The following is a 22,776-nucleotide window of genomic DNA, read 5'->3' on the forward strand; positions in this document are numbered from 1 at the left end:
ATAGTAATGTTACAGAAGTATGACAGTGTGAAATATTTGACGAGATTTGGAAAAAAATTGTCTGAATTCCGAAACTTAGTAGAAAATATCAAGGCTTGCACTCTATGTAGTGACACACTACCCTATGCGCCGCGTCCAATTTTTTCTCTACATAATAAGTCTAAGATCCTTATTATTGGTCAAGCACCAGGCTTAAAAGCCCATAAAAATGAAAAGCCGTTCGACGACTTAAGCGGTGAGCGTCTACGCCATTGGATGGGGATCAGTGCTGAATTATTTTACCAACCTGAGAATGTCGCTATTCTACCAATGGGGCTCTGCTTTCCGGGCTTAATTGACGGCGCTGATGCACCGCCAATCAAACGTTGTGCGCCTACTTGGCACCCTTCTGTTCTTGCACACTTAAAACCAGTACTTACACTTTACGTCGGCCGTTATGCGCAACAATATTACGTCAAAGAGTACAAGACACTAACAGAAGCGGTAAAATACAATAAGTCCAACGAATATGTGCTTCCTCATCCATCGGGACGAAACAACCGATGGCTAGCTAAGAACCCGTGGTTTGAAAATAATGTCGTTCCTCGGCTGCAGCAGCGCGTAGCCGAGGCATTACGCCGTTAATCTTGCTCTTTCAATAATTCTAGCAGATCGTCAAAGGGCATTGGTTTAGCATATAGATACCCTTGTGCTTCATCGCATCCCAATTTAATCATGTAACTTGCTTGCTCGCGTTTTTCAACGCCTTCTGCAATAGTTAACAATCCCAATTTGTTGCCCAATGTCACGATTGTTTCAGCAAGAACTGCACTTGCACCGGGCTTGATGTCCTTAACAAACGAACGATCGACTTTTAAACGATCCAGTGGTAATTGCTGTAGGTAACTCATAGATGAGAAGCCTGTGCCAAAATCATCAATCGCGATTTTCACACCAAATTCTTTTAATGCTCTAAGTGCATCAATCACAATTTGTGGTTCGTCCATTACCACACTTTCAGTGATCTCCAGTTCTAACAAGCTTGGATCGCAATTAGCGGTAGACAAAGCATGCTTAACTTTATCGACAAATAAACGATCTCTGAATTGTGGAATAGAAATATTCACTGCAACACGCAAATGACCATAATCTAGCTCTCGTAGTTGCTGTAGCCTTCGGCAGGATTCTTCTAATACCCACTCACCTATATCAACAATCAAGCCAGAGTATTCAGCCAAAGGAACAAATACTGCGGGTGAAATATAGCCGCCGTCACCGTCAGGCCAGCGCAATAACCCCTCCATTCCCACTACTTTTTCACTCAGTAAATCTACTTGAGGTTGAAACCACAGTTCGAGCTTGCGTGCAGCAAAATCGTTGCGCAAACGCCTAATCATATCTAGTCGCCACGTAGTTTGGTCTTCAATATCCTTCGCGTAATACTCAAAATTATCGGTTAAGTTCTTCTTAGCACGATTAAGCGCGATATTAGTTCGCTTGAGAATTTCTATACCAATATTACGCTTGTTATCGAGCTTGCATAAACCCAGCGTCACATTAACAGGTAACGTGTGATCCCCAACTTGAAATGAAGATTCAAATATCTCATTGATTGAATCAGGCGAAACTGAGGTTGCTGGCCCTATAAGACCAAAGACATCGGCACCAATTCGCCCTTTTTTAACGTCATCACCAAACGCGGTTTGAAAACGGTCGCTTATTGCGCGTAACAGATCGTTTCCAACTTCCTGACCAAGTCCATCGTTAATATCAGAAAAATGATTTACATCGATAAGCGCCACGCAGCAATCTTCGCATGCAAAGATATGGGGTTTATCGAGCATATTAATAAATTCATTTCGGTTAGGTAAACGCGTTAGCCAATCTCTAAATGCTGCATTTCTCAATTCATGGAATAGATTTACGTTTTCGTAGCCAACGGAAATGCTTGATAAAAACACTTCTAATAAATCGCGGTCAAGGTCACTGATTTCGTGTGTTTGGCGAACGTAGACTGCGGCTTCAAAGCCTGCTCGGCTAATAAATAAAACCGAGAACCCAGCTTCAAAAATGTGTTTTTTAAGGCGTAAGCAGCGTGACACGTTATCTGCAATTTCGTCTTTCTGCAGCTCTTCAATAGGCTTGTTAATGTACTTTGCATACTCACCGGCAGCGCCAAGCACATAAACATCTTCATCTTCACGGTCAATCAATGAGCCCGCTCTGGCACAAAGTAAGCCTTCTGAATCCAGTCCTATAAGCGAACTTATTTGTGTGACGACACCTTCACAAAAAGCTTTAACCGAATGTTCTTCAAACAAATTAGCTGACGACGTAATGATTTTTTCTAAACCGGCGCGATTTTGACTTATGGTAATGATTTGCTGATAAGAACGCAGAGAGGCAATAATTGTGGTAAGTAACTTGGCTCTTGTGAGCTCTGTTTTCGTCTTATAGTCGTTAATGTCGTAAACTTTGATGACTTGCTCTTCCGGCGCATAACCGGGCTGGCCTGTACGTAAAATTATGCGAGGCTCAAATAGCTTCATATCTTCGCGAATGTACTTGACCACTTCAAAACCGGCATCATCGGTTTCCATCACTACATCAAGTAAAATAATGGCAATGCTATTGCCATATTCGTGCAGTAATTCCTTGGCTTGTTTACCTGAATAGGCATGGATGAAATTAAGCTTGCGGTCATTGACCACTAGATCAGACAAAGCAAGACGGGTGACGGTATGAATTTCTTCATCATCATCTACAATAAGAATGTTCCAGTCTTTGCCTAGAAGTACTTGTTCGTCAGTTGACCCATCATCGTCTAAGAAGATGAGTTCGTCATTATCGTAATCCATTGCCGACATTACCACTTATTTCCTCAACATATACAATACTAGAATGCGCTACTCATTGTATAAAGGCAACGATTACATTGATAATTGGGTTACGCAATGCAATAGTGCTCCCCTAGTGCCGTTAAATTTATCACTTAACACATTTATATGAAGATTACGCCACAGCATTTTTCCCAACAGGTAAATAAGACACCTGCACCTGAGGAAAAAGCTAAACCAAACGCTGCAGACAACATACCCACAGAGCGAAACACCGTCAACGCCAAGGTAGACGTGAGTCGTCAACGAATGCTGTCTTGGTTTGCGCGCGTTGGTATTAGCCCTTCGATGTTGTCGCCTGATCCGAAAAAGCAAAAGCATGCTATCGAACGCAGAAAACAAATCCTTGAAACACAAAAGGCCAGTAACCTTCAAGCTGTCCTAAATATAGCACTAAATGTAACAATCAACGAACAAACTACAGAGAATCTTGACCCAGATTGGTTTTTTGCTTTTAGTACTATGGCTGAAGAGATTTACAGCCCGCCTATGCAGGAATTATGGGGAAAAATTTTTGCTGTAGAAGTAGCACGTCCCGGTAGCTTTTCGTTGCGCACCTTACAGCTCTTGAAAACTCTCACTCATCGCGATGCAAAGATTTTCAGTAAAGCGGTAAGCGTGGCAAGTAAAAGAAATAATGATCCCGTGCCGCGAATTTTAGTAGGGTTTCACAGAAGAAAAGGGCTTTTTTCGTTTTTGAAACGCCCTGTGCCTGAGCATGTAAACTTAGCATCGATTGGACTGAGCTACCCTGACTTGTTGTCATTACAAGAAATGAAACTCATTTACGCGAGTGAAATTGAGAGTGGCGAGTATACAGAAGGCCAGAAAGTGTCTCTGCGTTGTGTCAATGACACCATTGATCTCACGTGTCAGACATCGGGTGTCGCGTTGGTGTATTATAAATTTACACCCGTGGGGAGCGAGTTATATACCCTTGTAGGTAAGTCGCCCAATGAACCGTATTTAGCGGCCCTAAAAACAGTTCTGGGCGAAGTATTCAGTATTGCCTAGGTTGTTAAACCTTAAATTCCGTCACCGAATTCGTGAAGTCCACATTCACGTTTCAAGCCGAAGAAACGGGTATCTTGCTCACTCATACCTTCTTGCAGTGATTGCGTTGTGTGCCAATCACCGATAGAAACATATCCTTGCTCCCATAATGGGTGGTACTCAAGGTTGTTCTCTTTTAAGTAGTAGTGAAGATCTTTGTTGCTCCAATCAATAATAGGATACAACTTAAACTGCTTTCCTACCTTTTGAAGCACAGGAAGTTTTCCTCGCGTGTCTGACTGACTGCGACGTAAGCCAGCAAACCATGTTCCTGCATTTAGTTCAGACAATGCGCGCTGCATCGGCTCGACTTTGTTCAGTTTGTTGTACTGTTCGATACCGTCTATACCCTTTTCCCACAAACGGCCGAATCGCGCTTCTTGCCACGCTGAAGACATATCTGCTCGATAAACATGTAAGTTAAGATTCAGTTTTTGAACCAACTCATCAATAAATTTGTACGTTTCTGGGAATAGGTAGCCAGTATCAGTAAGCACAACCGGAATATCCGGTTGTGCTTGCGTCAGCATATGCAGCATCACTGCTGACTGCGCGCCAAAGCTCGATGAGACAATGTGCGTGTCCGGCAAGTTTTCCAGCGCCCAAGCAACTCGCTCTTGCGCCGTCATGGTTTCCAACGTTTCATTGATATCGGCTAACGCTTCTTTGCTGATATCAAGTGACAATGGTTGCTGCGATGTAGCTGTATTATGCGTCATAGAAATCCCGTGCGGAGTCTACTACTGGTTTAACGATACCAGCGCGAATGACAAAATCACCAAAGGCTTCACCATCATTACGCTCTTTCGCCCATTGGCCTAAAAGCGTATCAAGTTCTGCCATGATTTCTTGTTCACTAATATTTTCACGGTACATACGTGGAATGCGTGTACCTTCCCGGTTACCACCTAAATGAAGGTTGTATTTACCTGGCCCTTTACCCACCAAGCCTACTTCTGACAACATGGCGCGACCGCAGCCGTTTGGACAACCGGTTACACGAAAGATCACGCTGTCTTGCTCTAGACCGTGTTTCGCCAATAACCCTTCAAGTTCGGTTACCGCATCAGGCAAGTAACGCTCTGCTTCTGCCATAGCTAATGGACATGTAGGCAATGCTACGCATGCCATTGAGTCAAGGCGCTGATTAGAAATCTCAGGCGCAATCAAACCGTGCTGTCTTGCTAAAGACTCAATAGTGTCTTTATCTTCAGGGGCTACGCCTGCAATAATCAGGTTCTGGTTTGCGGTTAAACGGAAATCGCCTTTGTGGATTTTGGCAATCTCTGCGCAACCTGTTTTCAAGGTCTTATTTGGGTAATCCAAAATACGGCCATTTTCGATAAAGACAGTAAGGTGATATTTACCGTCGATACCTTCTACCCAACCAATGCGATCACCGCGCCCAGTGAATTCGTACGGACGACTTTCTTGGAATGTTACACCAGCGCGCTTTTCAACTTCGGCTTTAAAGTTTTCCACACCAACACGTTCAAGTGTGTACTTTGTCTTTGCGTTTTTACGATTGACACGATTACCCCAATCGCGCTGAGTGGTAACAACCGCCGCTGCAACATCTAGGGTGTTTTCTAGCCCAATGAAACCAAAGTCGCTGGCTTTACGCGGATACGTGCTCTTGTCACCGTGTGTCATCGCAAGACCGCCGCCCACTAGTACATTGAAGCCCACTAACTTGCCGTTCTCGGCAATAGCTACAAAGTTCAAGTCGTTAGCATGTACGTCTACGTCGTTTTGCGGTGGAATGACCACGGTAGTTTTAAACTTACGTGGCAAGTAGTTATCACCTAGAATAGGCTCAACAGGCTTTTCGGTGGTCTCCACTTTTTCGCCGTCTAGCCAAATTTCAGCATAGGCGCGGGTTTTAGGAAGCAAATGCTCACTGATCTTTTTAGCCCACTCAAATGCTTCAACGTGAAGTGCAGACTCAACAGGGTTCGAAGTACATAGCACGTTTCGGTTAACGTCACCTGCTGTGGCAATTGAATCGATACCAACTTTATTTAACATTTGGTGCATCGACTTAATTTTTGGCTTCAACACACCGTGAAACTGAAATGTTTGGCGCGTTGTTAAACGAATACTGCCATAAATAGAGTGATCTGCTGCAAATTTATCGATTGCTAACCATTGATCAGGCGTGATAACACCGCCAGGCAAACGCGCACGAAGCATGACATTGTGCAATGGCTCTAATTTTTGTTTAGCGCGCTCTGCGCGAATATCGCGGTCGTCCTGCTGGTACATACCGTGGAAACGAATTAGCTGGAAATTATCCGCCGTAAATCCGCCGGTAAGATCATCTTTTAAATCGGCTTCAATAGTACCACGTAAGTTATTACTCTCACGCTTAAGACGTTCGTTGTCAGCCAGTTTGCCCTCAACGATAAAAGGTGATTTTTCGTTACTCATTAATAGACATCCTTCTGATAACGTTTCGCTTTACGCAACTCAACAATATAGGCTTTAGCATCAGCTTCAGATTTTCCACCGTGCTCTTGAACAATAGTAATTAAGGCATTTTCTACATCTTTTGCCATGTGCATAGCATCACCACAAACATAGAAATGTGCACCTTGTTCAAGCCATTCGTATACTTCTTTGCCGTTTTCTAATAAACGATGTTGAACGTATACTTTTTCTTCTTGGTCACGTGAGAATGCCAATGTAATTTTGTCCAGTAGACCGTCTTTTACATAACCCTGCCACTCGACTTGATACAAAAAGTCTTGCGTAAAGTGTGGGTTTCCAAAGAACAACCAGTTTTTACCTTCTGCGTCTTGAGCGTCGCGCTCTTGCATAAAGGCTCTAAATGGCGCTATACCTGTACCCGGCCCTACCATAATGACTGGGGTATTTGGATCTGCAGGCAAACGGAAGTTGTCGTTGTTTTCGACAAACACATCCACTTCACCATTTTCTTCAAGGTATTCACACAAGAAACCCGATGCACCACCCTGATGGCGATGACCAAAAGCTTCATAATCAACGTGTGCAACGGTTAGATGAACCTCTTCTTCCACTTCCGCTTGGCTTGATGCAATTGAATACAAACGCGGCGTTAGCGGGCGCAGTGCATCAACTAACTGCTGAGCAGTCAGCGAGCCTGGATGGTCTCGTACAATATCAATTATCTGACGTTCAGCCATGTAAGTACGAAGCTGCGCTTTGTCTTCCATTAATGCCGCTAAACTCTCAGAGCCTGTGGCCGCTTGGTAAGACTTAATAAAATTAGGATAACTTAACGTAAGCTCAAGTTTTGAAGTCAGTGCTTCAGACAAAGGCATACTTGATTCGGCCACAACCACTTCGGCGTTGCCGTCTAAAGAAAGTAGACTAACAAGCTCAGATACCAGTGATGGTGCGTTTTTGAACCATACACCAAGTGCATCACCCGGCTGGTACGTTATACCAGAGTCTTCAAGACTAATTTCGATATGGCGTATGTCTTTTACAGAGTCGCGCCCTGTTATCTTCAATGACTCGATGAGAGACGCTTTAAACGGGGCTTTTTTGGTGTACGTCTGTGCAGCTACACCGTGAACAGCTGCACCGGTTTGCGCTGCAACTGCTGGCGCTGACGCAGCACTAAAATCTTCTTTAAGCGACTCGATAAGTTTGCTTAGCCATGCTTCGGCTTCAGCTTCATAGTCAACGTCACAATCGAGGCGTTCTACAATGGCTTTACCGCCAAGCTTGCCCAAGCGCTCATCAAAGTCTTTACCTGTTTGGCAGAAAAACTCATAGCTGCTATCACCTAAGCCTAAAACAGCATATTTTGTATTGGTGAGCTTAGGCGCTTTTTTGCCTGCTAAAAATTCATGCAATTCAATAGCATCATCAGGCGCATCGCCTTCACCATGCGTACTAACGAAAACAGCAACGTGGGTTTCACCTTTCAAGTTGCGCGGCTTGTAGTCTGCCATGCTAACGAGCTTGCTATTAAACCCAGCTTCTTCTGCTTTTGCTTGGCACTGTGCTGCCACACCTTTTGCATTACCGGTTTGTGAACCATATAAAATGGTCAATGTTGGCGCATCACCCGCAGGCGCAGCTTGCGCTTCCATCATTGGTGCTACTGCACCACCTTGCGCTGCCGCCATACCCGCAGCATATCCACTTACCCAAGTAAGTTGATCACGATTTAACCCCGCAATGGCCTGCGTAATTGCATTCCATTGTTGTTCGTTTAATACGGCGCCTGGCGCTGAGTTCGAATTAGAATCTTGTGACATAGTCTTTTAGCCTTTTATCAATGGCGCTAAGGCTAACGACTTTCTTCAAGAAGAGAAAAGAATAAATGAAACTTTTTTATTACGGAAAGTGCTTAAAAGCGATATTGAAATAAAAAAGGCGTGAACTGAAACTCAGTCACGCCTTATCACTATTTGGCAAAAAGTGCTTAGAAGTGTAGCTCTAGTCCAGCAAATACGCCGTCAAATTCCATGTCTGCATATACGTCGTCAAGATCTTCAATGTCTACTGTTACACTTCGGTAACCGACTTGTAGCGTCATGTCTATCGCAATACTTTCGATAAATGAATACTGCACTGCAGCTTGATAGTCGCTTAACTCGTGATCATCAAATGACAGATAGCTACCTTCAAAGTAGGCAGAAAGCCCTGTAAACGGCAAGCCCAATTGTACCTTCGAGTATGCCATTGGAATAATACCAGAGAACTCCGCAGACCCCGATGTGCTGCTGGCTCTGTCTGCAACCGCTAGAGAACCATCGATATACTTGGCATTTATGCCTAAGTCAAAGCTAACGAGGTCATTGTCAAACAGCTCGTAATACATAATGAAATCGGTTGAATCAATTTCCACATCTGTATTCACTTCACTGTTTGCAGTGTACAACTCACCATCAAAGGTAAAATTGGTGTTCAATACCGTAGAGCCAGAGTTATCCAATGTCGCATGGCTAATTTTAATATTTGGAACAAAAGGCACTGGGTGTTCAAAAGCGATGTAAAGCGCAGTATTTGTTTCATCATCAAAATTAAAGTCTGCTGTACTACTGCTATCAGCAAATCCACCAGATGTGTCGGTTTGCCACATTTGTGCACCTACATATACACCCGCAATGGTGTCAGCTTGAGATGCCGTTGACACTAATGCGCAACCTAATGCTGCAGCTAATAGACCTTTTTTCATTAATTATCCTTGATTGAGCAGTTCAGAAAGTTCAATTAAAGCGGCATTTGCTCGAGAAATATAGTTTGCCATTACTAACGAGTGATTAGCTAACATACCAAAACCGCTTCCATTTAAAATCATTGGGCTATATACCGTTTGTTGAGTAGCCTCTAGCTCTCTAATAATTTGCTGCAGACTCACCAATGCATTTTTATCTTCTAGCACATCGTAAAACTCAATCTCTACTGCTTTTAAAAAGTGCAGTAGTGCCCATGTAGCGCCGCGCGCTTCATAGAAGTTATCATCTAATTTCCACCAACTTGTTTTTACAACACGCTGACTGGCTACCGGTGAAGATTGTCTTGCGTTGGCGTCACCAGCAAGGTCGGTATTAATGCGAGCAGATCCTACGCTGGCACTAAGCCTTTGTGAATAGCTACCTAGCCGCTTTTCCACTTGTTTAAGCCATTCGCGCAAATTATCGGCACGTGTATAAAACTGACTGTCAGAATTACGCGTACTGGCAAGCTCATCGCGATATTGTTTTAACAACGCGATACCTTCAGCGTAACTGGACTCTGAAGAGGGTAACGCCCAGCTTTTGTGGTCCATATTAAATTTGGGATGTGCTTTGGTAAGATAAGGGTTTTCAATTGACTGTGATTGAGAACGGCTGAAGTCTTTACGCATTGATAACGCCAGGTCACGCACCATTTCAAGCGCACCAAACTCCCAAGCCGGCATGTTATCTAAGAAAAGTCCCGGTGGTGTAACGTCATTAGAAAGATAACCACCCGGTTTGTCGAGCAAGGTTTCTGATACATCAATCATTGTTGTGGTTAATGTGTAGCCAGCAATCTTCGTTGGATTTTCAATTGACGAGTTTTTCTGTAAACGCTCTCTCACGTCATACGTATCGGGTGAAAAACTCCAATACCAACCAATAATCCAGAATACGACCAATATTACCGCAGTGAAAATCGCGATCCATTTTGCGTTAATTGATTGTCTCATATCACACCAACCTTCCTTTTAAATGACATATAGCCGGCGTTCACCAGCTATATGATTTTTTACTCTACCTGAAAAATGCGAAACCTTTATGACGGCTGCGTCTATAACATCATCTTTTACTACGTAAACACAACTTAATTTGGCTTATGTTTTCTATAAAGTATGGTGCATATTGTGACTATTTCGCTGCTTATACTGTGCAGAGTTACGGTTTTTCAGAGCATAAAGCGCAATACCAATAATGATAATGGGCCAAAACGCGCTGACGCCTACAACAAATAGTGCTAGTAAGCCCGCACCCAAACCAAGCACGATAGTACCTAATACGCTCACTGCCACGACAAAGCCCACCACAACCAAAACCACACCTATAAGTGATAACACCGCTATGTTTTCCCATGGCCCTAACAATTCATCGGCCATGACGATATGCATTCCTAACCAGCTGTCTACTAAATTGCCTAAGCAGTTTACAAGAACAATGGCGATAACCACTGCAATCAAGAAATTTTTCATTAGCCCATCCTCGGCAGAAGAATAACGGCAGCGATATAGGCAACCAGTGTAATTGGGGTAGCGACGAACAGGCTTACCACGGCCGCAGCTCTTACCCATACCGCGTCTATATCAAAGTAGCGTGCAACTCCTGCACAAACACCCGAGATAACGCCTGAGTCTAAATCTCTATACATACGTTTTTGTGTTGGCATTTTCATGATTTTCTCCACTCTATTCTGTACTTTGCTAAATGCGGTTTACACTGGCTGGGGTAAGGTCGCTTAAGCGACCTTATTCTTTTTAAGTTCAGCCAATTCTTTCTCAATTGCCTCATCGGCTTCCATTGCGTCAAACTGAGCTTGCAGTGACGTAGCTTCGTTTGTTTTCGTCAAATCGTAAGCATCAACTTGCGCTTCTAGATAATCGATACGTTGCTCGTAATTTTCAAAACGCGTCATCGCATCATCAATCTTGCTTTCATGGTCTGCTTGCTTCACTTTAAGGCGGGTCTGCGCTGAATTTTTGCGCTGTACCAGTGTTTTCTGTTTTGCCTTTGCTTCAGCTAGTTTGCTATTAAGACGCGAAGTATCTTGCTGGATTTTCTCTACCGTCTCCGATAAATGTTTTTGCTGCTCTTCAAGTGACGCGAGCTTTGCAACGTACTTTTGCTTTTCGATAAGCGCAGCTTTAGCCAGGGTTTCTTTATCGCTGTTCATGGCAAGCTGGGCTTTATCTTGCCAACCATTAATTTCTTTTGTTGCTGCATCGATGTGGCGCGCTAGTGTTTTTTGTTGCGCGATATATCGCGCAGCATCAGTTCGCACTTCTACCAAGGTTTCTTCCATTTCCTGAATAATCAAACGAATGATTTTTTCCGGATCCTCAGCCTTGTCTAGCATTGCGTTGATGTTGGCTTGAACAATATCGTTAATACGCGAAAACATACCCATGATTATTTCTCCGTTAAGAATGTTATTTGGTTACCAGCCCTGTACCACTGTCATATTGTGCTTCGCTGGATTTCCTACTGGATTCCCTATTACTATTACAATCAACGTGCCAAATTATTAAACAATTGTTTTGTATGCATTTTTTCAAAAAATCACTTTTACAGAGGTAAATTCAAAACAAGCTAAACCTAATAATTGGTATTTTTAACCACTGACTTTGTGAATTTGACCACTACTGTGAATTAGCGGTCTTTACACCTAAGCATGAGTAAATAAAGTGCCATTACATCTAAGGGCGAGCTGTAACCATCTTTGAAATTTTTCATTTCATCGACTCTGAATTGTCGGAGTGCGCTATACCCACTAGTGTGTTTGCTTTCTAATCAAGGAATGAAAAGGTAATGGAAAAACATCTCACAACCATTAGGCTCACTATTTGTGGTTTACTGCTACTCACCCCGAATAGTTTTGCACAGCCAATTAAAGTGGTCCCTGATGACGGTAACTCTGAGGATTTTTTTGGTTACAGCGTTGCTATTGATAAAGAAATTGCCTTAGTCGGTGCATATAAAGCAGATTCAAGAGACAGTGAAGATGCGGGTGCTGCCTATATCTTTGCAAAAACAAAAGAGGGTTGGCAGCAGCAAGCCAAACTCATCGCCTCACCGCGCTATCCCCATGATACTTTGGGAGGAAACGTTGCGCTTAAACATGGTTTTGCACTTTTAGGGGCGAGAAATAGTGACGTCAAAAAGAAAAATGCCGGCGCAGTTTTCGTCTTCAAAAAAGAAAACGATACATGGAGCCAAACTCAAGTGTTAACGGCTGTTGATGCACGTGAAGACGATGCATATGGGCAGAGTATTGCACTAACTGAAAAATTTCTTGTGATTGGCGCGCCGCATAGCGATAGTTCGTACACCGATTCGGGTGCAGCTTACGTGTATAAAAAAGCGAATAATCAGTGGCAATTTCAAACCAAACTCACTGCAACCGACGGTGCTGAGGGTGACTTATTTGGCATAAGCGTTGCCATTGATGGCAATACGATCCTTGTGGGTGCTGATCTACACGATGCGAAAGCTGACAACGCAGGGGCCGCCTATACTTTTGTGTTCGATGACAATCAGTGGCATCAACAGGCGAAGTTACTTGCAAGCGATGGAGAGAAAACGGATATATTTGGCGTAAGAGTTGCGCTAAACGGAAATACCGCTTTAATTTCTGCGCGAAGAGGTGATATTGAAGGTGTTGGTATAGACGCTGGCTCCGCCTATATTTTTGAACGCTCCAATGGCGCATGGAAACAGACAGATAAAATCACTGCACCTGATAGCCATGCCGATGACCGATTTGGTCGTGGCGTTGCATTAACAAGTAGTACGGCAATAATTAGTGCTATGCACAGCGACGTAAGCGCAGTTAATCAAGGCGCGTTGTACATATATGAAAAGCAAAATGGACAATGGCGCTTTAAGTTCAAGACAGTAGCGAGTGATGCATCAGAAAATGATAGGTTCGGCTGGAATGTAGCCTTGCATGATCACATGGCCATCGTAGGTACGCCGCATAAGGATGACAATGGCGCTGAATCAGGAGCAGCTTATATACTGGACGTAAAAAAAGCGCCCTAAGGCGCTTTTTTACAACAATGATGTTAGTCGGCATCTTCTTCATTTGATGAGCCTGCTGCGTCAGTACTCACTACCAAGTCTGTTACGCTTACGCTACCTGACTTGCCGCTATTTTTGCCGTCTAATTCGAAGTGATAAGACGTATTGGCAACAGTTTGATAAACGTCTGCGCTTATCTCATTTGCAGTAACTGAAACCGCTGTTGTAACCATGTCAGTTAATAATGTTTGAAGCACTGACTCTTGCGCGCTCACTGCGCTGCTCATCATGCTTGCTGAAAGTAAAGTCGCTGCAATTAGTGAAGTTTTCATAGTTTCCCTCGAACGTTAAGTCAGTGCAACAACACGTTGTCGTTGCGATACTTAGTAGTTAGCGAGAGACGTGCCAACATCAAAACAAATCGTTAAAATGTTGTTTTAAAAGAATTTATTAAAAATAAAATTGCCAGCGAGAGAAAAGAGCCAATAGTACAAATATTAAACTTTAGTCAAAAGCACTAATACTTTAGTCTTTTTGACCATTGTACTGTGCAACTTCTCTTTGTGCTTTTTCCACTGCATCTAATGCATTCATTAAAAGATCAGGATCGGGAGACTTTCCTGTACCGTTTTGACTTAAGTAACGTCGCCAAATTCGTCCACCTGCTTGGCCCTGATAGAGCCCTAGCATGTGACGCGCCACATGCCATGGCTTGAAATACGGATCGTCTTGACGTGCTATGTATTCTTGCATTTTCATAACTAGATCTCGACGAGAGATAATCTCACTGTGATCATCGCCAAAAATAACGTTGTCGACATTGGCTAAAATGTAGGGATTAGCATAAACCTCACGCCCCATCATCACACCATCTACGTCGAGTAGTTGCGTTTTAGTTTCATCTAGCGTTTTAACACCACCATTGATACTAATAGAAAGTTCTGGTCTAGCTGCCTTCAGGCGATGTACGCGAGGATAATTTAGTGGTGGAATTTCACGGTTTTCTTTTGGGCTTAACCCCTGTAGCCACGCTTTTCGCGCATGAACAATAAAAGTATCGCATCCTGCATCGGCTACCACATTGATGAAGCGCGAAAAATCCTCGTCTTCATCCATATCATCAATACCAATACGGCATTTAACGGTAACGGGAATATCGACTTCTTTTTGCATAGCGGCAACGCAATCAGCAACGACTTCAGGTTGCGCCATGAGACACGCCCCGAAGCTGCCGTTTTTTACTCTGTCACTGGGACAACCAACGTTGATATTAACCTCATCATAGCCACGCTCTTGAGACAATATCGCACAGCGTGCCATGTCACTTGGATCGCTACCACCTAGTTGAACAGCGACAGGGTGCTCTTCGTTGTTAAAGCCAAGATAGTCACCCTTGCCATAAATAATGGCGCCAGTTGTAACCATCTCAGTGTAAAGCAAGGTGTGTTTAGTCATAAGACGCAAGAAATAGCGACAATGGCGATCTGTCCAATCCAGCATTGGAGCGACAGATAACTTGCGATTTAAGGGAGTAATAGACACAACACAAACCTCAATAACAACGTAATACAAAAGCAAAGCGAAATGCAGCTATAGCGCGTTTTCGCGAGCCGCGTATACTACCTATGTTCACTAAAAAAACAACGACGAGATTGTATATTTTCACCGCATTTATGTGCCACTAACTACTTCAACTTCAACAGCTTGAACTTCTACCAGTACTTTAATGCTTTTTAAGTTTTACAACACGCTGAATCAAATGCATTTTTTCATTATTTGCGTATTTACTATTAATATACTTTTTGAGTATTTCAAAGTTGCTCATTTACCGTTATTGTAGGAAAAAAAAGCAATGTGACTAGAATAACTACTGAAAGCCAAAGTAGCACCTACATCACGCCTTTCTCGCCGGAGATGATTTATGGAAGACAAGAAGCAAAAGGATGCGAAAGCACCGACTCCTGCCGAGTCTGTTGAACAAACAGATGAACTATCACAACTTAGAGAGATTCTTTTCGGTCAAACTAATCGCGCTTTTCGTGCTGATCTTTCGGCACTGGAAGCACGGGTAGAAGACAGTTTCAGTAAACTCAATGCTCACCTTGACGTGCAATTTGCCCAAATTCGAAAACAAATAGACACTCAAGTAGCAGCGCTGACTGAACAGCTCACCAATGCAAATGACAATCATGGTAATGTGCAAGCTCACCTTCAAGAGACCACCGATAAACTGCAAAGCGAGCTGGAAATAGCTGAAACAACAGCAAAGAATGACAATGACGCACTTGAAGCGCATGTTGTTAAAGAGCTGGAGTCACTTGACAATTTGTTTACCAAGCGTCACCAGGAATTACTCGCTAAGTTGCAACAGGTTACCAGTGAACTATCTGAAAGTAAGACCGACAGAAAAACGCTGGCAAACTTGTTATCAACCATGGCGACAAACCTCGCTACAGACAGCTAAATTATGACAAGCAAGGTGCCATCACCTGAGCGCACAGATCACTCTCTTGATAGTGTAAGAGCACTACTTATTGGGAGAGACGACAAGTATATTGATGAAAAGCTGTCGCACAATGCAAAGCAATACGTTACTGACGTAGTGTCCGAAGCACTATTGACACGTGAAAATAAAGACGGCTCAGTTAATAAAGTACTCGTACCGTTAGTTGAAAAATCGTTACACCGTTCAATTGAAGCCAATAGTGAAAAAATTGTTGGTTCACTTTACCCTCTGGTGGGCACGCTAGTAAGAAAAGCGTTTGCTTCTTTTGTCATAGAGTTCGTTGAGCGCACGAACACGCTCATCGAAAACAGTCTAAGTCCAAGGAGCATATCGTGGCGATTTAAAGCCTGGCAATCGGGCGTGAGATATTCTGAATTTGTGGCTTCACAAATTTATCAATATCAAGTTCAACAACTGCTCGTTATTCACAGAGAAACAGGTACGTTACTTCGCGGTTTGTCATCTGATCCTGAAAAAGAAAAAGATGCCGATCTTATTTCTTCGATGCTTGTAGCAATCAACGACTTTGTCGCAGATGCGTTCAGCCAAGGTAGTGATGCCACAGAAAACGAAATTGGTGAGATTAAAACGGGCGATTTTACCTTGCTTATCAAAATTGGCCCTCAGGCCATTTTGGTTGCAGCAGTTACTGGTGTAATTCCTCCTTCAATACGCCAGAAACTTCAGCTTACCCTAGAAGAATTTCATAAGTTCTATCAGCAACCACTGTCTCAATACAATGGCGACAACGCCCCCTTTGAAGGCGCTGAAACCATTCTGTCAGACTGTTTGGTAAGCGAGCGAAAAGAAGAGCAAAAGAAAAAGCCCAAACGCTTATTGGGAGGCGTGCTATTAATTGTTTTGGTAGGCGCACTGGTTGCGCTGTCAGCAATGCGTCTATCACTGAGTATCTTAAAAAGCGATATTGAAAGCCTTACTCCGCCCGATGGGATTTTAGTGGCAGACACATTTATTACTAACGGCAAAGTACACACTAAAATCCTCAGAGATCCTGCAGTTGAGAGTGTGAGTGAATGGCTAAGTGCCAACGATATCAATGCTGAAGACGTCAACATCATCGAAGAACCTTTCGCCTCGCTGAAAGCGTCTGTTGTTGCCAAAAAGCTCTCTCAACTCGTTCGCCAATATCCTTTGAGTTCAAAAGAAACACTTTCGCTAATACACGACAACGAAAGTGTTGGTATAAGCGGCAGCGTTTTTTCGTCAACGGCGGCACACCTTTCTCAGCAAATGGACGCCATACCAGGTATCGACAACCTCAGTATTGACATTGATGCACTTGAAGTCATACCTGTTATTGAGATAGACGATAGTACACTACAGCGAGCGGCGCTTGCCCGATTGGTAGATAAAATATCCTCACAAAGTGTCCCCTTTGCCACTAACCAAGAAGACATTTCTGCAGTACAGTTAGCTAAATTAGAGGCGCTAGCTAGTGACATTGTGCAGCTAGAAGTGTTAGCAGCGAAAACCAAGACGTTTATAAGTATTGTAGTATTAGGCGCCAGTGACAACTCAGGTTCTAGTGCACGTAATAAGGTGCTTAGTCGTAAGCGTGCCGACAATGTGGTTAATACGCTAATTTCGTTTGGCGTTACAAGCGACACACTGATTGCCGTTAGTCTGGGCGAACTCCCATTAAAGAAACCATCAATGGGGCGCTCTGTTATGATTAACGTTTTGACATCCGATATACAGTAGTAAGGAAGCTTTCTCGTGATCCAGAAGAAAATATGCATATTAGGACCAACAGGCGTAGGTAAAACGAGCCTTACCAAGCAGTTTGTTGAAGGCATTTTTTCTGAAAAATATAAGACGACTATCGGCGTTAAAATCGATAAAAAGCACGTGCATGAAAATGACAGCGATGTGCAATTGCTGATATGGGATTTAGAAGGGATTGACCGTTACTGCGGTTTTAATCCTCGCTACCTTCGCGGAGCGAGTGCATACATTATTGTGGTTGATCAAACTCGCTCACAGTCGCTATTAGAGGGTATGGAAATTTTGGAGTTAGCGAGGGATCATTACCCAAATGTACCCGCTTTTTTTGTGGTGAATAAGACTGATCTTCCCACTAGCTGGCATTGGAGCGAAGAAGAACTGGCGTCTTATGCTCAAAAATTCGCTGCACTTATTAAAACAAGCGCTAAAACCGGTGAGAACGTAGATAAATTATTTAATACGATCGCGTTTTGGTAGGAGGGAACCATGGACATTCACTTATTAAACGCGCTTGGCATTACCAATTGTGCATTGTTCCGTTGCAATGAGGCTAATGACATCGAATGTTTAACCACTGACCTTCCTTGGTTAAACGGCATCGTTACGCTAGATACGCACAACCGCTTATTAAAAGAACAAACTCCCTCTCTCTTTCTCTGTGACTTTTTCATTGATGCCGAGCAAGTTTGGCAAGGTGATACGGCGTTCACCTTATCCTCTGGATTTTGGACCGAACAAATAGACCAAGCTGACTTGCGTCTAGAAGCGTTAGCCATAAACAGCGGCAATGATTCTCGTTATCTTGTTATTAAAAACGTTGAGGACGAATTCAACGACAAGCGAAGAACACTACAAACCGCTAGAGAGTTACTGCTTAGCCATCATGAAATTGTTGGTCAACACGAATACATTCGTCACAAACTTAATGATGTGCTTAGAAAAAATAGTCGGTTGCAACGATTAGTACCACCAATTCAACAAGCAATTTACGACCTTGATACGGGGGTTGTGATCCTCGATGCACAAGGACAATTAGTTCTAGATAACAGGGCCGCTCATCGCTTGCTGGTCTGCAACAGCACCACACCAAGTACTAAGCGTATTTCTGAATTACTGCACTTAATGGACACCTCTCAGTCCTTCTTGCCCTCTCTTGTGAAAAAGAAATCTCCTTGGCAAGGGGAAGTATTTTGGCAACCGCTCGGCAGCTTTAGTACGTGGCTACAAGTCACTATTCACCCGGTGCTTCAAGGAAAAGATCTCACTCATTGGGTTTATCTGTTCACTGATATTACGCATATTCACAATAAGCGTGAGAAAGTACTAAGCAACACTGGAATGGACTCTTTGACAAATGTTGCCAGTAGAAGCATTTTTTTAGATACCATTCGCCGACTTATCAATGAAGGTGTGCCATTTAAGCTTTTTATCATCGATATTTGTCAGTTCAAGCGCATTAACGAAGTGCTCAGCTACAAATCTGGCGATGAAATTCTCAAGTCTTTTGCGCTGCGTCTTCAAAGTTATGTCAACAACAAAGGCTTTATTGCCCGTATAGGAAGCAACGAGTTTGCGTTAATTAAACGCGATGATGCCTTTAATGGCCAAGCTACAGCAGAGTTTATTCAGGGGTTAATAGAAAAACTGACCCGCACCTACACAGTACTTGATGGCACGGAACCAAATTTGGCAGTTAATATTGGTGAAGTCAGTTTTCCAAGCAACTGTAGCTCGCCAGAATCTTTGCTTCATCACGCCGATATAGCGCTGCAAGCAGCGAAATATAAAGGCAAAAATAGTGCGCTAGTCTACAGTGAAGCACTACACCGACAGCATCATGCGGTGAACAAACTTGAGAATGAACTTCGCGAAGCCATCGAAAACAACGAGTTAAAGTTGTACCTGCAACCTATTGTCGACTTATCGTCAGGCAAAATCGTAAAGTGTGAGGCACTAACCCGTTGGATTACTGCCGACGGAAAGTTTATTTCACCCGAGGTTTTTATTCCCCTTGCGGAGAAAAGTGAGCTAATTTTTCCCTTCGGCGAATGGCTTATCAATACAGCCTGTAGCACCATTAAACAACTCACAGCGTTAGATATTGATATCCGGTTGGCGATCAATATTTCTGGTCGACAAGTGAGTGATCTCAATTTACTTGATCAAATTAAAACAGCCATTGTCGAGCATGATATAGCACCACGTCACCTATCTATTGAACTCACCGAAAGCATATTAATTAAACGCCTAGATACCGTCTCTGTACTATTGAATGAACTGAGGGCTATGGGTGTTACCGTGTCAATTGATGACTTTGGCACAGGTTTTAGTTCACTGGTTTATCTGAAGAAGCTGCCGATTGATGAACTTAAGATTGATCGTTCTTTTGTCAGCGAACTTGAAAACAACACTGACGATCAGGCTATTGTGCAAGCCATCCTTGGCCTTGCGAAGAATCTAAATATCAACATTATTGCAGAAGGTATTGAAACCATTGAGCAACAAACCTTCTTACAAACGCATCAGTGCACCTATGGTCAGGGATATTTTTACCAGCGCCCCGTCCCTCTGCCTGAATTTATTGCAGTGGCAAAGCGACTAAATGAGCCCCATGTGGCCAGCGTGAAACTCTAAATGCTCTTCAATAAAAGAAGCAATAAAGTAGTAGCTGTGATCGTAGCCTTCATGCATATTTAACGTAAGTTGTGTTTCAGAGTGCTGAGCTGCGTGAACCAACGACTGTGGTTTTAATTGCTCGTGCAGAAACTCATCTTTTGTACCCTGCTCTACAAGCAATGGAATGTAATGGGTTTTGCTCGCCAATAGAACAGACGCATCATAGTCTTGCCACGCAGTCTTATCGCTTCCAAGATAGTTACCCAGCGCCTTCTGCCCCCATCCACAATCCATTGGGTTAGCTATAGGACTAAATGCTGAGACAGACACATATCTGTTAGGGTTACGCATGCCAATAACTAATGCACCGTGGCCTCCCATCGAGTGACCGCTAATCGCCCTCTCTTTGGTAACTGGAAACGCACTTTCTATGAGTTCGGGTAACTCTTTGGTGATATAGCTATACATATTATAGTGCTCAGACCATGGCGCCTCGGTTGCATCAACATAGAAGCCAGCCCCAAGACCAAAGTCATACGCGCCGTTTTCATCGTCTGGCACATTGTCTCCACGTGGTGAAGTATCGGGTGCAACTATTGCCATACCTAATTCAGCAGCAAGTTTCATCGCCCCAGCTTTTTGCATAAAATTCTGGTCGGTACAGGTCAGCCCAGATAGCCAGTAAAGCACAGGAACAGGTTTCTCGTCTGACGCAAAAGGGGGTAGAAATATCGCAAACGTCATATCGCATTGGGTGGTTTTCGCAGCGTGAGTGTAACGAAGGTGTTTGCCTCCAAATGCTCTATTTTCGCCAATAAGCTCCATTTTTCTTCCTTTTATTCATTTATTTGTGCCTTTATTGTGGAATCAGTAAAGGCTCTATCGGATTTTAGATCAAGTTCGTTTACACTAAGCGCCTAATTTTTGAGGTAAGTACAATGGTTAAAGCCGTGTTGCATCATATTGTTGGCACTATTTCAGTCATATTCTATTTTCTAAATACTGTAATTTGGGCTACGCCCATTTTGTTATTGTCAGTGTTTAAGCTAATACCTATTCCCCAATGGCGTCGCTTCATTTCTTATTTACTCGACGCCTGCGCGACAGCGTGGATTGGGGTTAACAACATGAATCAACGTATCAGCGGTGGCACAACATGGCACGTTAACGGCCTAGAGAAACTCACTCGAGACGACTGGTACCTCGTGTTAGCTAATCATCAATCTTGGGTTGATATACTGGTTCTTCAACGGGTTTTTAACCGCAAAATTCCGTTTTTGAAGTTCTTCCTCAAAAAAGAACTCATTTACGTTCCTATTCTTGGTCTAGCGTGGTGGGCACTCGACTTCCCATTCATGCGTCGCTATTCAAAATCATTTTTGGCCAAAAACCCACACCTAAAAGGCAAGGATATGGAAACTACTCGCAAGGCTTGCGAAAAGTTTCGCTCTAAGCCTGTGAGTATAATGAACTTTGTAGAAGGCACGCGATTCACAAAAGCCAAACACGACAAGCAGGCGTCTCCTTTTAACCACCTGCTAAAGCCCAAAGCAGGCGGTATTGCGTTTGTGCTTTCAGCCATGGGGAATCATCTTCACAAACTCATTGATGTCACTATTGATTATCCTCAGGGCGTACCTTCTTTTTGGGACTTTGTCAGTGGTAAAGTGCGCGATATTCGTGTGAATATTGACGTTATGCCCATAAAAGACATTATGGAAAATGGCATTTTTAGCGATAAATACTTTGAAGATCCGCAAGTTCGAGCACGATTCCAATCGTGGTTAAACGAGCGTTGGCAGGCAAAAGATAATTTATTGGAATCACTTAACGCAACTCAGAAACCATTATGATCCGTGCAGTACTAGCTCCGTTTATTTTTGTTATTCACACCACACTACAAATTTTGAATCTCGCGTTGTGGGGTGGCCTCATTATTTTGCTTGGCCTTGTTAAATTGCTATTGCCTAACGGGGCGGTCAAAGCGCTTTGGAATAAGGTTATGCACGCGCTGATGTTCAGCTTTGGGCGCGTAAGTGTGTTACTTATTCGGTTGTTTAATAACGTGAATATCGAATGCTCAGTACACGGCGAATTAGCCAAAGACCGTTGGTATCTTATTATTGCCAATCATTTGAGCTATCTGGATATAATTCTGCTCATTGAATTTGCTACACATCGTATTCCTGCCCCCAAATTCTTCTTGAAAAAAGAGCTGATCTGGCTACCGTTTGTTGGTTTAGGAGCCTGGGCCCTTGATATGCCTTTTATGCACAGATACACGCGTGCATATCTGGAAAAGCACCCTGAAAAGAAAGGCAAAGATTTAGAAACCACGAAGGCATATTGCGAAAAATTCAGAACTGTACCTACGACAGTTATCAACTTTGTTGAAGGAACACGCTTTACTACAGATAAGCATGTCGCAAAACAAAGTCCGTATGCCCATTTACTCCCGCCAAAAGCAGGCGGCGTGTCGTTTACACTAGCGGCTATGGGGGAATTGTTCACTAATGTATTGGATATTTCCCTTCTGTACCCCGAAAACAAGCGTCATCCAATGATGGCAATGTTAAGCGGGCAAATGACAAAAATCGTAATCGATGTAAATGTCACTCCTATACCTGAATTACAACAAGAGTCAGACCGTTCAGAGTCTGAGTTCCGTCTTTATTTCCAAGATTGGCTCAACAATTTGTGGAAAAACAAAGACAGCCGAATTAAGAAATTGTTGGAGTCGTAAACG

The 22,776-nt window shown here is 43.2% G+C and carries 21 protein-coding genes; 9 read left to right on the forward strand and 12 right to left on the reverse strand.

Annotated features, from left to right (window positions below; translation table 11 throughout):
• Positions 1-57 precede the first annotated feature (57 nt).
• On the forward strand, positions 58-624 hold the full coding sequence (locus JN178_RS16540) for a uracil-DNA glycosylase family protein (RefSeq protein WP_232369601.1): 567 nt from the start codon (positions 58-60) through the stop codon (positions 622-624).
• Here JN178_RS16540 and JN178_RS16545 read toward each other — a convergent pair.
• Entirely contained in the window at positions 621-2,846 is a 2,226-nt protein-coding gene (locus tag JN178_RS16545; protein WP_202262487.1) for a bifunctional diguanylate cyclase/phosphodiesterase, read from the reverse strand. The two genes, JN178_RS16540 and JN178_RS16545, sit on opposite strands and share 4 nt — an antisense overlap.
• 138 nt (positions 2,847-2,984) lie before the next feature.
• On the opposite strand from JN178_RS16545, the gene JN178_RS16550 reads away from it, so the two are divergent.
• On the forward strand, positions 2,985-3,890 hold the full coding sequence (locus JN178_RS16550) for a TIGR03899 family protein (RefSeq protein ID WP_202262488.1): 906 nt from the start codon (positions 2,985-2,987) through the stop codon (positions 3,888-3,890).
• Between the two features lie 11 nt (positions 3,891-3,901).
• Here the strand turns inward: JN178_RS16550 and JN178_RS16555 are convergent, their stop codons facing one another.
• From JN178_RS16555 to pspA, 8 genes are all read right to left on the reverse strand, one after another.
• Positions 3,902-4,648: a phosphoadenylyl-sulfate reductase gene (locus tag JN178_RS16555; RefSeq protein WP_159627867.1), complete on the reverse strand. Its 747-nt coding sequence runs from the start codon at positions 4,646-4,648 to the stop codon at positions 3,902-3,904.
• Complete coding sequence (cysI, locus tag JN178_RS16560; protein WP_159627865.1) at positions 4,638-6,359, reverse strand: assimilatory sulfite reductase (NADPH) hemoprotein subunit; 1,722 nt, start codon at positions 6,357-6,359, stop codon at positions 4,638-4,640. Before cysI ends, JN178_RS16555 begins: the two co-directional genes overlap by 11 nt.
• Positions 6,359-8,182, reverse strand: a complete 1,824-nt coding sequence (locus JN178_RS16565) for an assimilatory sulfite reductase (NADPH) flavoprotein subunit (RefSeq protein ID WP_202262489.1) — start codon at positions 8,180-8,182, stop codon at positions 6,359-6,361. The genes cysI and JN178_RS16565 overlap by 1 nt, the downstream gene beginning before the upstream one ends.
• 167 nt (positions 8,183-8,349) lie before the next feature.
• On the reverse strand, positions 8,350-9,105 hold the full coding sequence (locus JN178_RS16570) for a TIGR04219 family outer membrane beta-barrel protein (protein WP_202262490.1): 756 nt from the start codon (positions 9,103-9,105) through the stop codon (positions 8,350-8,352).
• 3 nt (positions 9,106-9,108) lie between these two features.
• Complete coding sequence (locus tag JN178_RS16575; protein WP_202262491.1) at positions 9,109-10,101, reverse strand: DUF2333 family protein; 993 nt, start codon at positions 10,099-10,101, stop codon at positions 9,109-9,111.
• 153 nt (positions 10,102-10,254) lie between these two features.
• On the reverse strand, positions 10,255-10,617 hold the full coding sequence (locus JN178_RS16580) for a hypothetical protein (RefSeq protein WP_159627857.1): 363 nt from the start codon (positions 10,615-10,617) through the stop codon (positions 10,255-10,257).
• Positions 10,617-10,817, reverse strand: coding sequence for a PspC domain-containing protein (locus tag JN178_RS16585; protein ID WP_159627855.1), 201 nt, complete (start codon positions 10,815-10,817; stop codon positions 10,617-10,619). Before JN178_RS16585 ends, JN178_RS16580 begins: the two co-directional genes overlap by 1 nt.
• A 63-nt stretch (positions 10,818-10,880) precedes the next feature.
• A complete protein-coding gene (gene pspA, locus JN178_RS16590) occupies positions 10,881-11,549 on the reverse strand; it encodes a phage shock protein PspA (RefSeq protein ID WP_202262492.1) in 669 nt (222 codons plus the stop codon).
• A gap of 401 nt (positions 11,550-11,950) precedes the next feature.
• Here pspA and JN178_RS16595 point away from each other — a divergent pair, with 401 nt between their 5' ends.
• Complete coding sequence (locus tag JN178_RS16595) at positions 11,951-13,183, forward strand: FG-GAP repeat protein (RefSeq protein WP_202262493.1); 1,233 nt, start codon at positions 11,951-11,953, stop codon at positions 13,181-13,183.
• A gap of 23 nt (positions 13,184-13,206) precedes the next feature.
• Here the strand turns inward: JN178_RS16595 and JN178_RS16600 are convergent, their stop codons facing one another.
• The gene (locus JN178_RS16600) at positions 13,207-13,494 is read right to left on the reverse strand and encodes a hypothetical protein (protein ID WP_202262494.1); all 288 of its coding nucleotides are present in this window, start codon (positions 13,492-13,494) and stop codon (positions 13,207-13,209) included.
• 193 nt (positions 13,495-13,687) lie between these two features.
• Entirely contained in the window at positions 13,688-14,662 is a 975-nt protein-coding gene (dusA, locus tag JN178_RS16605) for a tRNA dihydrouridine(20/20a) synthase DusA (RefSeq protein WP_232369778.1), read from the reverse strand.
• 421 nt (positions 14,663-15,083) lie between these two features.
• Here dusA and JN178_RS16610 point away from each other — a divergent pair, with 421 nt between their 5' ends.
• The 4 genes from JN178_RS16610 to JN178_RS16625 are packed head-to-tail and all read left to right on the forward strand — an operon-like array spanning position 15,084 to position 20,048.
• Positions 15,084-15,626 (forward strand): hypothetical protein, encoded by a 543-nt coding sequence (locus JN178_RS16610; protein ID WP_202262496.1) that lies wholly within the window; start codon positions 15,084-15,086, stop codon positions 15,624-15,626.
• A 3-nt stretch (positions 15,627-15,629) separates the two neighbouring features.
• Entirely contained in the window at positions 15,630-17,390 is a 1,761-nt protein-coding gene (locus JN178_RS16615) for an OmpA family protein (protein ID WP_202262497.1), read from the forward strand.
• Positions 17,391-17,405: 15 nt separating this feature from the next.
• On the forward strand, positions 17,406-17,891 hold the full coding sequence (locus JN178_RS16620; RefSeq protein WP_202262498.1) for a Rab family GTPase: 486 nt from the start codon (positions 17,406-17,408) through the stop codon (positions 17,889-17,891).
• Between the two features lie 9 nt (positions 17,892-17,900).
• The gene (locus JN178_RS16625) at positions 17,901-20,048 is read left to right on the forward strand and encodes a putative bifunctional diguanylate cyclase/phosphodiesterase (protein ID WP_202262499.1); all 2,148 of its coding nucleotides are present in this window, start codon (positions 17,901-17,903) and stop codon (positions 20,046-20,048) included.
• Here JN178_RS16625 and fghA read toward each other — a convergent pair.
• Positions 20,013-20,855: an S-formylglutathione hydrolase gene (fghA, locus tag JN178_RS16630; protein ID WP_202262500.1), complete on the reverse strand. Its 843-nt coding sequence runs from the start codon at positions 20,853-20,855 to the stop codon at positions 20,013-20,015. The genes JN178_RS16625 and fghA overlap by 36 nt on opposite strands.
• Positions 20,856-20,968: 113 nt before the next feature.
• Here fghA and JN178_RS16635 point away from each other — a divergent pair, with 113 nt between their 5' ends.
• On the forward strand, positions 20,969-21,883 hold the full coding sequence (locus tag JN178_RS16635) for an acyltransferase (protein WP_202262501.1): 915 nt from the start codon (positions 20,969-20,971) through the stop codon (positions 21,881-21,883).
• Complete coding sequence (locus JN178_RS16640) at positions 21,880-22,773, forward strand: acyltransferase (RefSeq protein WP_202262502.1); 894 nt, start codon at positions 21,880-21,882, stop codon at positions 22,771-22,773. Before JN178_RS16635 ends, JN178_RS16640 begins: the two co-directional genes overlap by 4 nt.
• Positions 22,774-22,776: the final 3 nt, after the last annotated feature.

The sequence above is a fragment of the Alteromonas sp. KC3 genome (genome assembly GCF_016756315.1).
Lineage (GTDB): Bacteria > Pseudomonadota > Gammaproteobacteria > Enterobacterales > Alteromonadaceae > Alteromonas.